Below are 13,675 nucleotides of genomic sequence, written 5' to 3'. Positions count from 1 at the left end.
ACCGTGCGACCACAGCTTCGGTTTTGTGCCAACTGTTTTCTGGTTGTGCGCAGTTGGTGGCCGGGTGTGGCCGTTTCGGGGGAGCGTGAAGTCGGCCGACCGGGTGGGGTGCGGTGCCCCGCCGCGTGGCGGGGCCCGGAGCAGTGTGGGGCGCTGCGTAGCGTGACCCGATGCCCAACCTCCGGACCGTCCGGGCCGCCCGCGCCGTCGTCGCGGCCGTCGTGCTGGCGCTCGTAGCACCCCGGGGCGCGGCGGAGGCGGCACCGCCACCGCCCGCGCCGGGTCCGGCCGGGGCCGCGCACCCCGGGTCGCCGGGCGTGATCGGAAACGGGCCAGGGGACTGCGGACCGGGCGGGGAATGGCCCTGGGACTGCGTGGCCCACTGCGAGAGCGGCGGGCGGTGGGCGGTCAACACCGGCAACGGCTTCTACGGCGGGCTGCAGTTCTGGCAGCCGACGTGGGAGGAGTACGGCGGCCTGGCCTTCGCGCCGCGGGCCGACCTGGCGGACCGCGTGCAGCAGATCAGGGTGGCGCAGGAGGTCCTCGGCACGCAGGGGTGGAACGCGTGGCCGGTCTGCTCGAAGCGGTACGGGCTCGCCGGGCGGATGCACACCGTGCGGGTCGGGGACACGCTGGCCACGATCGCCCGCGAGCGCCGGGTGAAGGGCGGGTGGCAGGCGCTGTACGAGGCCAACCGGGAGACGATCGGGCCGAAGCCGGCGGTGATCGCCGTGGGCGCGCTGCTGGTCATCCCGGAGCCGAGTCCCGTGCCCGGGGCGGTGCCGGGTTCCGTGCCGGGGGTGGTGCCGGGTCCCGTGCCGGGGGTGAAGCCGAGTTCCGTGCCCGGGGCCGTGCCGAGTCCTGCGCCTGCGGCGAAGCCCAGGACCGCGGCCGTGCCGGAGCCTGGGCCCGCGGCAAGGCCGGCTCCCGTGTCCGCGGCGGAGCCGAAGCCCTGGCCGAAGCAGGCGTTCGAGCCGGGGACGACGGGCGCCGGCAGTTTCCGTTCGACGGAGCAGGAGCCCTCCGCGGTGCCTTCGCCGGCACCCCGCTGAACGCCGCACGCCCGCTGGCAGACTCGGGGGATGCTCGAAACCTCCGCACGGCTGCTGCGCCTGCTCTCCCTGCTCCAGGCCCACCGCGAATGGACCGGTGCCGATCTCGCCGACCGCCTCGGCGTCACCGCCCGGACGGTCCGACGTGACGTGGACCGGCTGCGGGAGCTCGGGTATCCGGTGAACGCCAGCCCCGGGACCGGTGGCGGCTACCAGCTGGGAGCAGGGGCCGAGCTGCCGCCGCTGCTGCTGGACGACGACGAGGCCGTGGCCGTCGCAGTCGGGCTGCGGACCGCCGCGGGCAACGGGGTCGAGGGGATCGGGGAGGCTTCCGTACGGGCCCTCACGAAGCTGGAGCAGGTCCTGCCGTCCCGCCTGCGCCGGAGGGTGTCCGCCCTCAACGAGTTCACCGTGCCGATGCTGCGCGGGGCCGAGCGGTCCACCGTGGACGCCTCGGTGCTGACCGAACTGGCCTCGGTCTGCCGGGACGCCGAGCGGCTCCGCTTCGGGTACCGCGACCACGGCGGCGGCGTCAGCCGCCGCACCGTCGAACCGCACCGGCTCGTCTGCACGGAGCGGCGCTGGTACCTGGTCGCCTGGGACCTCGACCGCGAGGCGTGGCGGACCTTCCGCGCGGACCGGATCGAGCCCAGACCGCCCCACGGGCCGCGGTTCACCCCGCGCCCGCCCCCCGCCGAGGACCTTGCCGCGTACGTCTCCGAAGGCGTGTCCCGGCGGGTCTACGCCGCCCGCGCGGTGGTGCGGCTGAAGATCTCCGAGCAGGAGGCGGCGCAGATCATCGGGCCGAGCGACGGTGTCCTGGAACCGGTCGACGCGCATACCTGCCTGCTGCGCACCGGCGCCGTGAACCTGGACGTTCTGGTGATTCACATCATGCTGCTCGGTTGTGAGTTCGAAGTGGTCGAGCCGCCCGGGCTCACGGATCGGATGAGGTCCTTGAGAGATCTGCTGGGGCGGGCCGTGGGTCCGCCAGAAGTGAAGGAAATGTAGCGGACCTGAGGGGGATTCAGCTGGTCCGGTCCAAGGGGTGCATGGAATTGCGTTGCGGCAATTCTGTGCTTCTCGACGGAAATTCGAATACGTCCGGACGCCGGGCGTGTCGCGCTCCGGAAAGCAATTGGCGACTGTAGATATTCTGTGACACAAGCGTGACCCGGGACGGACGAACGTCCGGGCGCGCCGCTGACGAACGCCGAAGGCGGGCCGGGTCGATGAGCCGGCCCGCCTTCGCGGTGCGGGGGTGGGTGGTGCGTACCGCCCCCGCCGTGGCCGTCAGCCGCCGGCGACCGGACGGGCGGCGGCGCCCCGCGTGCCGGCCCGCTCGGTGTGCGGAGGGCGGCGGCTGCCGACCGGGGTGACCGGGGTCCGCTCGGAGCGGATCAGGTGCGGCCGGTTGGCCGGGTGCACGGCCGGGCGGTGCGCCGGGGAGTGTCCCGTGGCGGCGCCGGCCGCCGCTGCCGCGGCGGGCACCGCGGCCGGTTCCTCGGCGGTCGGCGTGACGGGCTTCAGCTGCCACTTGCCGCCCGCGGAGAGCAGCGGGGTGAGCGCGGAGACGACCGGGGCGGGCATCCGCCCGGTCTCGGCCCGGCGGCGCAGCATCTCGCGCAGGTCGAAGACGTAGGCCTCGGCCCGTGCGATGAGCGGCTCGAACCAGGGGAGGGCCAGCAGGATCAGCAGACCCGCGGACCAGCCCAGCAGGACATCGCTGACCCAGTGCGTGCCGAGGTACACGGTGGTGGCGCCGACGCTCAGCGAGACGACCGCGGACACCACGGACAGCACCCGCCGGGTGACCACGGTGGAGGCCAGGTAGGCGAGGATCCCCCAGGTCACGACGGCGTTGGCGGTGTGGCCGGAAGGGAATATATCGCCGCCCGCGAAGAGTTCGGCCGAGCCGATCTCTGTGGCGTAGTGCGGGCCGAGCCGGCCCAGGCCCAGCTTCACCGACCCGACGGTGACGTTGAGCAGCAGCAGCGCCACACCGAGGGTGATCAGCGGGCGGAGGGTGTGCTGCCGCCAGGAGCGCCATCCGAGCCACGCGGCGACCATGACCGCGGTGGGCCCGCGTTGGCCGAGCACGACCAGGTAGTCGAGGAAGGCGTGCAGCTGCGGCCACTGCTCGTAGGGCCGGAAGAACATGATCTGCCAGTCGAGGCGGACCAGCCAGGACGTGGTCAGCACGGCCACCACGATGGCGAGGTAGAACGCGAGGGTCGAGCCCAGGAGTACGACGCGGTGCCGGCTCATCTGCGGGGTCTGCAGATGAGCCGGTCGCTCTGGTTCCCGGTCCAGCCGGGCGAAGACCCGCTCCAGACGGGTCAGGATTTGGTCGGTACGCACTCAATCGACGTTACCGCGCGGCGATGGTCAGGCCGGGCGAATCGCGGGCTTTGTGATGACCATGTGATGTGGAGTTGGTCTCACGCGGGGCATAATTCCCGGTATTCCGGCAGGGGTTGGGTCCTTCTCGATCCGGTGGCCGGTAATTGTTTCGGGCGCTTATTGGGGCTTTATTGCCGCAGGTCGATTCCCTTGCCCGTAGAGGACCGGGGAAGATCCGGTCCGGTCCGCGGGGAGCCTACGGAGGGCCCGAGCCGTTCAGCCAGAACGCCCCGTACACCGCCGAGGCCAGGGCGGCAGCCCCCAGCACCAAGACCGCCCGCCGGGTCCGCCACCGGGCGAGCGCCACCGCCGGCACCAGCATCAGCGGGAACGCCGGCAGCAACAGCCGCGGCTTCGAACCGAAGTACCCGGACGCGCACAGCGCGAGCGCCACGACGATCCCGCAGTACACGAGCAGCGGCGCCGGCTGACGCTGCCGCACGCACGCCCCGTACAGCCACAGCACCAGGACGACCCCGGCGATCAGCCCCAGCCCGGCCGGCCAGGCGGACGAGACCAGCTTCGCCCCGACGAACCGGGCGAAGGCCCAGCCGCCGTCGAAGCCGTTGCCCCAGCCGTCCTGCACCTCCAGGTACCCGAGCAGCCCGCCCCCGGTGCGCGCACCCACCCACAGCACGTACGCGGCCGCGCCCGCCGGAGCCAGCAGCACCCCCACCGCCATGCGAACCGACCGCTCCCCGCGCCGCCGGGCCAGTACGGCGGCCACCCACACCGCCGCGACGACCGCCGCGCCGACCGGGCGGGTCAGTCCGGCCCCGGCGGCGAGCAGGCCCGCCGTCAGCCACCGGCCGCGCAGGGCCCCGTACAGCGCCCAGGCGGCCAGCGCCGTGAACAGCGACTCGCTGTAGGCCATGGACTGCACGATCCCGACGGGCAGCGCCGCCCACACGGCGACGGCGAACACCCCGGTCCGGCGGCCGTGGAGCAGGTCGGCCACCGCGAAGATCCCCCACGCCGCCGCGAGCCCGGCGAGCACCGACACCACCAGGCCCGCCGAGCCGTACGAGAGCCCGGTCACCGCAGACACCACCCGCTCCAGCCACGGCAGCAGCGGGAAGAACGCCAGGTTCGAGTGAACGTCCCCGTCGGGCAGGACGATCTCGTAGCCGTACCCCTCTGCGGCGATGCGCGCGTACCAGAGCGAGTCCCAGCGGGCCGACAGCAGCGTGTGCGGGCTGCTGCCCGCCACCGCGCCCCACACGGCGAGCACGGTCAGCCCGAGCAGCCGAACCGCCGCGTAGACGGCCAGCGCGGGTGAGGCCCGGCGAAATCCAAGATCTTCCACGGGCATGATTATCGGTGGCGTCCGACCGGGGCCGGCGCCGAGACAACGGAACGTGAGCGGGCGCGCACGCGGGGGAGGACTCCCGGACGGGGGAGTGGCACACGCCACACGGAGGGCGCCGCCGGGATGAGAGCTTGGCCACGTGACGGGCACACGAACTCGCGTACGCTGACCGTTCACTCGCGTGTCGATGCCGGACCCCGTTGGATGCCGCACAGCGCACCACCCCTCGCGGCTCCACCAGACGCTGGTCCACCGAGCGCGAGGGATCACCTGGGAGGTACATGCATGGCGGGGACGAACGCGGCCACGGCCGGGACCCCTTCGCCCTGGCAGCGGCTGGGTGCGGTCTCCGGCGGCGCCAACCGCTGGGTCGTTCTGGCAGTTCTCTGCGTCAGCCTGGTCCTCGTCGCGCTCGACGCGACGATCCTGCACGTCGCGGTCCCGTCCGTCACCGAGGACCTGCGGCCCGGCCCGATCGAGCTCCTCTGGATCGTCGACGCCTACCCGCTGGTCTGCGCCTCGCTGCTGATCCTCTTCGGCACCCTCGGGGACCGGGTCGGCCGCCGCCGCATCCTCCTCCTCGGCTACGGGCTCTTCGGCGCGGCCTCCGCGACAGCGGCCCTCGCCGACAACGCCCAGGTCCTCATCGCAGCGCGCGCCCTGCTCGGCATCGGCGGCGCGATGATCATGCCTGCCACCCTGTCGATCCTGCGCCAGGTCTTCCCCGACCGGCGCGAGCGGGCCCTCGCCATCGGCATCTGGACCGCCGTCGCCGCGATCGGCGCGGCCAGCGGTCCGGTCCTCGGCGGCTTCCTCATCGAGCACTTCTGGTGGGGTTCGGTCTTCCTCATCAACATCCCGCTCATGGCGCTGATCCTGCCGCTCGGACGCTGGCTGCTGCCGGAGTCGCGCGGCTCCGCGGACGGGCCCTGGGACGTGCTCGGCGCGCTGATGGCCGCCGCCGGCGTGCTCGGCTCGGTCCTCGGGATCAAACGGCTCGGTGCCGAACGGCACCTCCTCGACGCCGAGGCGCTGGTCCCGATGCTGCTCGGCGCCGCGCTCCTCGTGCTGTTCGTACGGCGCCAGAAGCGGCGCGAGCACCCGCTGATCGACATGCGGATGTTCTCGCGGGCCGCCTTCTCCACCTCGGTCGCCTGCATCGTGCTCGCCATGCTCGCGCTGGTGGGGTTGGAGCTGATCGCCGTCCAGTACCTGCAGCTGGTGCTGCACCTCAGCCCCCTGGAGACCGGCCTGCGGCTGCTGCCGCTGACCTTCGCCGCCATGGCCGCGGGCGCCACCGGCTCCCACACCCTGGCCCGGGTCGGCCCGCGCACCATGGTGTCGCTGGGCTTCGTGCTGACGGCCTTCGCCGTGCTGCTGCTGACGCAGATGGGCCAGCAGGACCGGCCGGTGCTGCTGACCATCGGCTTCGTCCTGCTCGGTTTCGGACTGCAGACCACGCTGTTCGCCGCGTACGAGTCGATGCTGAGCGAGGCCCCGGCCGAGACCGCGGGCGGGGCGGCCTCGATCGGCGAGACCTCCTACCAGCTGGGCGCGGGCATCGGCATCGCGCTGCTCGGCAGTGTGATGAACGCGGCGTACCGGCCGGGACTGGCGTCCGTGCCGGGGGTTTCGGCGGCGGACTCGGCGGGCGCGGCGAACTCCCTGGGCGAGGCCTACCAGATCGCGGCCGGCCTCGGCGGCCCGGCCGGGGCCTCGCTGTACGCGGCGGCGCGGCACGCCTTCGTGCACGGGCTGCACGTCACGCTGCTGGTGAGCGCGGGGCTGCTGTTCGCGGGGGCGGCGATGGCGCTGAAGCTGCCGCGGGCGATGGACTGCGGGGTGCCGTCGCCGTCCGGCGGTGAGCCGGATCCCGCGGTTGCCCCTCCGCCGCAGGCGACGGCGGCGCGGGTCGCCGTGCCGGCGCAGTCGAAGGGCGAGCCCTGTCCGGCTCCGGTGGAGCACGCGGGCTGACCGCCTGATGCGCCGGGTGCGGCGCCGCTGCCGGGGCTCCGCCCGGACCCCGCTCCTCAGACGCCGGTGGGGGCTGAATTCGCCGGGCGCCGCCGGGTTGTGCGGCGGAGCCGGGGAAGTGGGGCTGGATTTTGTACCGGCGGGGTCGCTAGCGTCAGCGATATCGCGCAAAACTTGCGCTGTTAGGTTCTGTCGGCCGGGCCGGCCGCGACGCGGCCCCCGGCACCCCGCGGCCCTCGGGCCGCCCAGGCCGCCGGGAGGCCCCGTGTCCTTCGTACCCACCGATCCGCTCGGGCTCGACGAGCTCCTCGGGCCCGAGGACCTCGCCGTCCGGGACACCGTCCGCGGCTGGGCCGCGGACCGGGTGCTGCCGAACATCGCCCAGTGGTACGAGAGCGGCGAGCTTCCCGCGATCCGCGAGTTGGCGCGGGAGCTCGGTGCCATCGGGGCGCTCGGGATGTCCCTGGAGGGCTACGGCTGCGCCGGTGCCAGCGCCGTTCAGTACGGCCTGGCCTGCCTGGAGCTGGAGGCCGCCGACTCCGGGATCCGCTCCCTCGTGTCGGTGCAGGGCTCGCTCGCCATGTACGCGATCTGGAAGTACGGCTCCGAGGAGCAGAAGCAGCGCTGGCTGCCCGGCATGGCCGCGGGCGAGCTGATCGGCTGCTTCGGGCTGACCGAGCCCGATGTGGGATCGGACCCGGCGGCGATGCGGACCCACGCCAAGCGCGACGGCACGGACTGGGTGCTCAACGGCCGCAAGATGTGGATCACCAACGGCTCCGTCGCGGCGGTGGCCGTGGTGTGGGCGCAGACCGACGACGGGATCCGCGGCTTCGCGGTGCCCACCGACACGCCCGGCTTCTCCGCGCCGGAGATCAAGCACAAGTGGTCGCTGCGGGCCAGCGTCACCAGCGAGCTGGTCATGGACGACGTACGGCTGCCCGCCGACGCGGTGCTGCCGCTCGTCACCGGGCTCAAGGGGCCGCTCGGCTGTCTCAGCCACGCGCGGTACGGGATCATCTGGGGATCCATGGGCGCGGCGCGGGCCAGTTTCGAGGCCGCGCTCGACTACGCCAGGACGCGGGAGCAGTTCGGCAAGCCGATCGGCGGCTTCCAGCTCACCCAGGCCAAGCTGGCGGACATGGCACTCGAACTGCACAAGGGCATCCTGCTCGCCCACCACCTGGGCCGGCGGATGGACGCGGGCACCCTGCGGCCGGAGCAGATCAGTTTCGGCAAGCTCAACAACGTCCGCGAGGCCATCGAGATCTGCCGCACCGCGCGGACCATCCTCGGCGCCAACGGGATCTCTCTCGAATACCCCGTCATGCGGCACGCCACCAACCTCGAATCGGTGCTCACCTACGAGGGCACCGTCGAGATGCACCAGTTGGTGCTGGGCAAGGCGCTCACCGGGCTGGACGCCTTCCGGTGAGAGCCCTGCTCAGCTCTGGTTGAAGAAGTCGCGCGAGCGGCCGCCGGGCTCGCCGCTCACGATCTGGGTGTCGGCCGGGGTCAGCAGGAAGACCCTGGTCGCCACCCGCTCGATCGAACCGCGCAGCCCGAAGGTCAGTCCGGCCGCGAAGTCGACGACGCGCTTCGCGTCGGTCGGATCCATCGACGACAGGTTCACGATCACCGGGACACCGTCGCGGAACAGCTCGCCGATGCCGCGCGCGTCGCGGAATCCGTCCGGGGTGACCGTCGCGATCCGGCGGCCGTGATCGACGGCCGATTCGGAGGCCACCTTGACGCGGGGGTCGGTCACCCACTGGTCACCCGGGCCCGCGACGGAACCGTGGGCGGCCTCCGCGTAGTCGTCGTCGTAGTAGCGCTCGTCGTCGCTGTCCTCCACGAGACCCAGCCAGGCACTCGCCTTGCGCACCGAACCCATGGACTGCCTCCTTTCACCGCGGTCAGTCTGTCTTTCTCTCCGCTGCCCCTATGCTCGTCCATGATGCTGACAACGCGCCAAGTGGATAGTCGCCGCGCAGGGGTTTCGTGACGGTACTGGTGCAGAACATCCGTTGCACGGTCAAGGATCCTGACCGCTCCCGCTGCTGACTGAGTGAAAATACGACCGCCGCCGCCGTACGGGTGGGCGGCGGGGACGTACGGGTGAAAGACGCGGGTCGATACGATGCCCGGCAGGCACGCGTACGACACACGGGGGAAGCAGCTTGTTCGGCATAGTCAGACCTTGCACGCACCGGCTCGGGGAGCGGTTCAAGGCCGAGTGGATGGCCCATCTGTGCGGGCTGTGCCTGGCACTTCGGGGGGACCACGGGCAGTTCGCCCGGATCGTCACGAACTATGACGGGCTGCTCGTCTCCGTTCTGACGGAGGCTCAGTCCGGTCCCGCACCCGGCTCCCGGCGCACCGCCGGCCCCTGCCCGTTGCGCGGGATGCGCACCGCCGCCGTCGCCAAGGGCGAGGGGGCGAGGCTCGCGGCCGCCGTCTCCCTCGTCCTGGCCTCAGCGAAGGTCCGCGACCACGTGGCGGACCGGGACGGCCTGTTGGCCCGCGCCCCGATCGCCCTCGCCGCGCGCAAGGTGGCTCGCGGCTGGGACCGGGCCGGTGCCCGCACCGGCGCCTCGCTCGGCTTCGACACCGCGGTGCTCGTCGACGCGGTGGACCGGCAGGCCGGCATCGAGACGCTGGCCGGCATCGGCACCTCCGTGCTCGTCGTGACCGAGCCGACGGAGACCGCGACGGCCGCCGCCTTCGCGCATACCGCGCAGCTGGCCGGACGGCCGGGCAACGCCCCCGCGCTGGCCGAGGCGGGCCGCTACTTCGGGCGGCTCGCGCACCTGCTGGACGCGGTGGAGGACCAGGGCGCCGACGCGGAGGCGGGCGCCTGGAACCCGCTCACCGCCACCGGCACCTCGCGCGCCGAGGCCCGAAGGCTCTGCGACGACGCCCTGCACGGCATCCGGCTGGCCCTGGGCGAGGTCGAGTTCGCCGACGCGGGGCTCGCCCACCAGCTGCTCGTGCACGAACTGCGCACCTCGGTGGACCGGGCCTTCGGGACCATGAGCTGCGGCCACACGGCCACCGCCTCGGCCGGGCAGGGCCCGAACCCCTACGGCTCCGCCCCCTACGGCTCGAACCCGTACGACGGGACCGGCGCCGCCGGCGGCAATCCCTACGGCGGCGCTCCGCACGGGGCGAACCCCTACGGCGCCGGCCCGCACGGCGTGAACACCCCGCAGGCTCCCGGCGGCCCGGCCGGGCCGCCGCCCATGGGGCCCGGCGGGTACGGCGGTGGCGGCTTCGGCGGCGCTGACTTCGGTGGCGGCGGTCAGCACCCGCAGCGGCCGCGCCGGGGCCTGCTGGCCGGCTGCGCCGTGGCCATCGGGCTCTTCTGCACCTGCCAGATCTGCTGCACCGAGCACGAGGGCCCCTGGTCGCGCAAGAAGCGGGACCCGTGGTGCGACGCCTGCGACTGCTGCCCCCCGAACTCCTCGGCGACCGGCGGTTCCGGGGGCGGCTCCAGCGGCGGCGGCGGTGGCGACGGAGGCTGCTGCGACTGCAACTGCGGCTGCTGCTGCGACTGAGTGCGCGTCAGTTTCGCGCGCCCGGACGGCGTATGCGGGGATTCCCGTCCGGACGCGCGTGGAAGGGCTGAGCGGGATGAGCGATGACGCAGACGATCCGCACGCCGCCCGGCGGACACGGCGCGAGCACGGGGCCGCGACCGTGTCCGCCCCGTACGGTCCCCCGGCGCCGGGGCAGCGTCCCCCCGCGCCGGGTGGCGGCTCCCGGACCGCCGCCTACCCGGAAGGTCGAATTCCGGCCGTTCCGGGCCCCAGCTCGTGTCCGCGAAGTCCCGCCTGCCCGCCCGAGTACCGCCCGCGCCGGGGCCCCGAACCGGGGACGGGCCGGGCCGTCAGGGCCGCCGCCTTCCCGCCCGTACGGTCCCGGTTCCCGGCCGTGACCGCCCGGGCCGCCGCGATCCGGCCCGAAGGGCGTCTGGCGGTACGCACCGTCGGGCCGGTCACCGAGTGCGCCGCAGCCCACCCGGGCGCCCCGGTGCCCGTGCGCCCGGGGCGATCCCACGCTTGCGCGCACGACCGGGCCGGTCAGGTGGCGAACTCCGACGGGAACGCACGCCGCCCCGCCCCCGGTCGGAAGCCGACCCTTGCCTCCGCTGCCGCCGGGCGCGGCCGACGCCCCCTCCGCCGCCCGCAGGCCGGCATACCCGAGGCGCGGGGCGCGGTCACCGCGGGCCCCGACCAGGCTCCGCCGCGCCGTCCGACCGCACCCTCGCGGACCCCTTCCCCCGGCCTTTCCCGCTGCCCCGGAACACACCGCAGCCCACGGTGAGACGCGGCGCGCCGAGGCCGAAAGCCGCTCTTGCGGCCGGTATCCGACGACAGGACACTCCCGACAGCGCTTGTCAGGGACACGGCCAAAGTTCATGCGCCCGCCGTGCCCCCGGCTGCGCCTCACGGGCTCCGGCACCCCCACGACCGCCGGGCCCCCGAACCTCTCCAGGAGGACGAGAAGTGAGGATCAAGCGCACCACCCGTAACAGGCTGCTCGCGGTGGCCACCGGCCTGGCCGCCGCCGCAGCGCTCGCCGCACCCACGGCGGCGAGCGCGGACCCGCAGGACGGCGGATTCAGCGCCGACCGGCTCGCCTCGGCCGGCGCCTCCGTCCTGCGCGCCGACGTCGCGGGCACCGCCTGGCACGCCGACCCCGCCACCGGGACCCTCGTGGTCTCCGCCGACTCCACCGTCTCCGCCGCCGCCATCGCGAGAATCAAGCGCGAGGCCGGAACCGACGCGGGGGCGCTGCGCATCGAGCGCATCCCGGGCAAGCTCACCAAGCTCGCCTCGGGCGGCGACGCCATCTACGCCAACAGCTGGCGCTGTTCGCTCGGCTTCAACGTCCGCAGCGGCGCCACCTACTACGCCCTGACCGCCGGACACTGCACCGACGGCGCGGGCACCTGGTGGACCAACTCCGCGCGTACGAACGTCCTCGGCTCCACGGCCGGGTCCAGCTTCCCCAACAACGACTACGGCCTCGTCAAGTACGCCAGCAACACGCCCACGCCCCCCGGGACCGTCGGCAGCCAGGACATCACCAGCGCCGTCAACGCGACGGTCAACATGTCCGTCACCCGGCGCGGCTCCACCACCGGCACCCACAGCGGCCGGGTCACCGGCCTCAACGCCACCGTCAACTACGGCGGCGGCGACGTCGTCTACGGCATGATCCGCACCAACGTGTGCGCCGAGCCCGGCGACAGCGGCGGCCCGCTCTACTCGGGCACCCGCGCCGTCGGCCTCACCTCCGGCGGCAGCGGCAACTGCTCGTCGGGCGGCACCACCTTCTTCCAGCCCGTGGTCGAGGCCCTCAACGCCTACGGGGTCAGCGTCTACTGACGAAGGTCCCGTGCGCCCCTGTCGGCACCCTGGACGTCCTCCCGCCTTCTGGGAGGATGTCCAGGGCGGCCGTGTCCCCGGGGGAAGCAGGTTCCTGCATGAAACGCATCGGCGTGACCGGGCACCGGGCCATCCCCGACTCGGTGCTCGGGCATGTGGAGAGCGGCCTGCGGGCCGTACTGGGCGGCCACGAAGGGCCGCTGGAGGCCCTCTCCAGCCTCGCCGACGGAGCGGACCAGCTGTTCGCCGCCGTCGCGCTCGAATGCGGCGCCGACCTCACCGTGGTGATCCCCAGCGAGGACTACGAAGACGCCTTCGAGGGCGCCGAGGCGCTCGACCGCTACCGGCGCCTCAGGCTCCGGGCCACCCAGGAGGTCCGGATGGACTTCGCCCGCTCCACGGACGAGGCCTACTACGCCGCCGGCACCTACATCGCCGACTCCTGCGACCGGCTCGTCGCCGTCTGGGACGGCCGGCCCGCCCGCGGGCACGGCGGCACCGCCGAGATCGTCGCCTACGCCCGCTCCCTGGGCAAGCCGGTCACCGTCCTGTGGTGCGAGGGCGTGTCCCGGGACTGACCCACGCCCCGCACCACCGACACCGACCCGTCACCGCCACCGGCTCAACTGCTGTGCCGGACCAGCCAGTCCGTGTGCTGCGGCGAGACGTAGCGCTCGGTCTCGTACACCGACGACGGCCACTGCGACTCGGTGATGGTCGTCTGCATCACCACCATCATCGCCGCCAGGTCCTGCTCGATCAGGGTGTGCGCCTCGATCAGCGGATGGTGGCGGCGCACCTCGTTCCAGGCGATGCCGGCCGCCGCCGCCGTGCTCAGCAGCCCCGTCAGGCCCGCCCCCGGACCCGAACCGAACGCCCTCAGCACGGCGAACATCAACGCCAGACAGGTCAGCAGGACGATCGTCCACGACCACAGGTGCGTCGCCCGCCGGGACACCTCCGTCCGCCGCCGGTACCAGTTGCGCTGCTCGATCAGCCGGTCCCGGACGTACGTCTCCCGCCGCACGTGGTAGTCCTTGCCGCGCAGCCGCTGCATCGCCCCGGTGATCTCCGCGCCCTCCGGCACGGCACCGGCCGTCCGCGGATCGTCCCAGCCCATCTTCCGCAGCTCCGCCAGACCCGCTTCCAGCCGAGTCCGGTACGTCTCCCCGGGATCGGCCACGTCACTGCCGAACGGCGCGCCGTGCACCGCGTACCGCCAGGCCAGGGACTTGATGAACTCCGCGGCGCTGCGGTTGAGCTGCCACTGCGGGCGGGCCCGGCGCCGGGTCGCCCGCATGCCCACGCCCAGCACCCCCGCGTAACTGATCACGCTCAGCAGCCCGAAGAGGTGCAGCGAGCCGAGCTGGGGCCCCGGCGGCAGCGCCGCCGCCCCCGCGGCCACGACGAGCAGCAGCAGCTGCGTCCTCGTCGCCTGGGCCGACTCCCGCTGCCGGGAGATCGCCGTCCGGTCCGTGTGGTGGAAGAGGACCGGCAGGTCCTCGTTTCGAAAGGTCATGCTGTCGGTCACAACGCCCCCCTGA

11 protein-coding genes are annotated in these 13,675 nt (G+C 73.4%); 7 read left to right on the top strand and 4 right to left on the bottom strand.

Annotation, left to right across the window (positions count from 1 at the left end; all coding sequences use genetic code 11):
• Positions 1–170 precede the first annotated feature (170 nt).
• Both ACZ3X1_RS22390 and ACZ3X1_RS22385 read left to right on the top strand, forming a co-directional pair.
• Positions 171–1,052 carry a LysM peptidoglycan-binding domain-containing protein gene (locus ACZ3X1_RS22390; protein WP_467280716.1) on the top strand — a complete coding sequence of 294 codons (882 nt, stop codon included), beginning with the start codon at positions 171–173 and terminating at the stop codon, positions 1,050–1,052.
• Between the two features lie 30 nt (positions 1,053–1,082).
• Positions 1,083–2,063, top strand: coding sequence for a helix-turn-helix transcriptional regulator (locus ACZ3X1_RS22385; RefSeq protein WP_467280715.1), 981 nt, complete (start codon positions 1,083–1,085; stop codon positions 2,061–2,063).
• 282 nt (positions 2,064–2,345) lie between these two features.
• On the opposite strand, the gene ACZ3X1_RS22380 is transcribed toward ACZ3X1_RS22385, so the two are convergent.
• Together ACZ3X1_RS22380 and ACZ3X1_RS22375 are read right to left on the bottom strand one after the other, a co-directional pair.
• Positions 2,346–3,413 (bottom strand): phosphatase PAP2 family protein, encoded by a 1,068-nt coding sequence (locus ACZ3X1_RS22380; RefSeq protein ID WP_362633770.1) that lies wholly within the window; start codon positions 3,411–3,413, stop codon positions 2,346–2,348.
• Between the two features lie 238 nt (positions 3,414–3,651).
• Positions 3,652–4,767, bottom strand: coding sequence for a glycosyltransferase family 39 protein (locus ACZ3X1_RS22375; RefSeq protein ID WP_467280714.1), 1,116 nt, complete (start codon positions 4,765–4,767; stop codon positions 3,652–3,654).
• Between the two features lie 282 nt (positions 4,768–5,049).
• Here ACZ3X1_RS22375 and ACZ3X1_RS22370 point away from each other — a divergent pair, with 282 nt between their 5' ends.
• Together ACZ3X1_RS22370 and ACZ3X1_RS22365 are read left to right on the top strand one after the other, a co-directional pair.
• Positions 5,050–6,738 (top strand): MFS transporter, encoded by a 1,689-nt coding sequence (locus tag ACZ3X1_RS22370; protein ID WP_356814186.1) that lies wholly within the window; start codon positions 5,050–5,052, stop codon positions 6,736–6,738.
• A 265-nt stretch (positions 6,739–7,003) separates the two neighbouring features.
• Positions 7,004–8,173 (top strand): acyl-CoA dehydrogenase family protein, encoded by a 1,170-nt coding sequence (locus tag ACZ3X1_RS22365; RefSeq protein ID WP_391707668.1) that lies wholly within the window; start codon positions 7,004–7,006, stop codon positions 8,171–8,173.
• A 9-nt stretch (positions 8,174–8,182) separates the two neighbouring features.
• On the opposite strand, the gene ACZ3X1_RS22360 is transcribed toward ACZ3X1_RS22365, so the two are convergent.
• The gene (locus tag ACZ3X1_RS22360; protein ID WP_356814188.1) at positions 8,183–8,632 is read right to left on the bottom strand and encodes a cell division protein SepF; all 450 of its coding nucleotides are present in this window, start codon (positions 8,630–8,632) and stop codon (positions 8,183–8,185) included.
• Positions 8,633–8,918: 286 nt separating this feature from the next.
• Between ACZ3X1_RS22360 and ACZ3X1_RS22355 the strand changes: the two genes are divergently transcribed.
• The 3 genes from ACZ3X1_RS22355 to ACZ3X1_RS22345 all read left to right on the top strand — a co-directional run bounded on the left by ACZ3X1_RS22355 (position 8,919) and on the right by ACZ3X1_RS22345 (position 12,709).
• Entirely contained in the window at positions 8,919–10,295 is a 1,377-nt protein-coding gene (locus ACZ3X1_RS22355) for a DUF5685 family protein (RefSeq protein WP_467280712.1), read from the top strand.
• A 951-nt stretch (positions 10,296–11,246) separates the two neighbouring features.
• Complete coding sequence (locus ACZ3X1_RS22350; protein ID WP_356814190.1) at positions 11,247–12,131, top strand: S1 family peptidase; 885 nt, start codon at positions 11,247–11,249, stop codon at positions 12,129–12,131.
• 98 nt (positions 12,132–12,229) lie between these two features.
• Complete coding sequence (locus ACZ3X1_RS22345; RefSeq protein WP_362633784.1) at positions 12,230–12,709, top strand: hypothetical protein; 480 nt, start codon at positions 12,230–12,232, stop codon at positions 12,707–12,709.
• A 44-nt stretch (positions 12,710–12,753) separates the two neighbouring features.
• Here ACZ3X1_RS22345 and ACZ3X1_RS22340 read toward each other — a convergent pair whose 3' ends face one another.
• Complete coding sequence (locus tag ACZ3X1_RS22340; RefSeq protein WP_356814192.1) at positions 12,754–13,650, bottom strand: DUF4231 domain-containing protein; 897 nt, start codon at positions 13,648–13,650, stop codon at positions 12,754–12,756.
• Positions 13,651–13,675 lie beyond the last annotated feature (25 nt).

The organism is Streptomyces sp. NPDC023541, assembly GCF_055559995.1.
The sequence above is the reverse complement of the archived record's forward strand: the minus strand, read 5'-3'. Positions and strand labels throughout refer to the sequence as shown.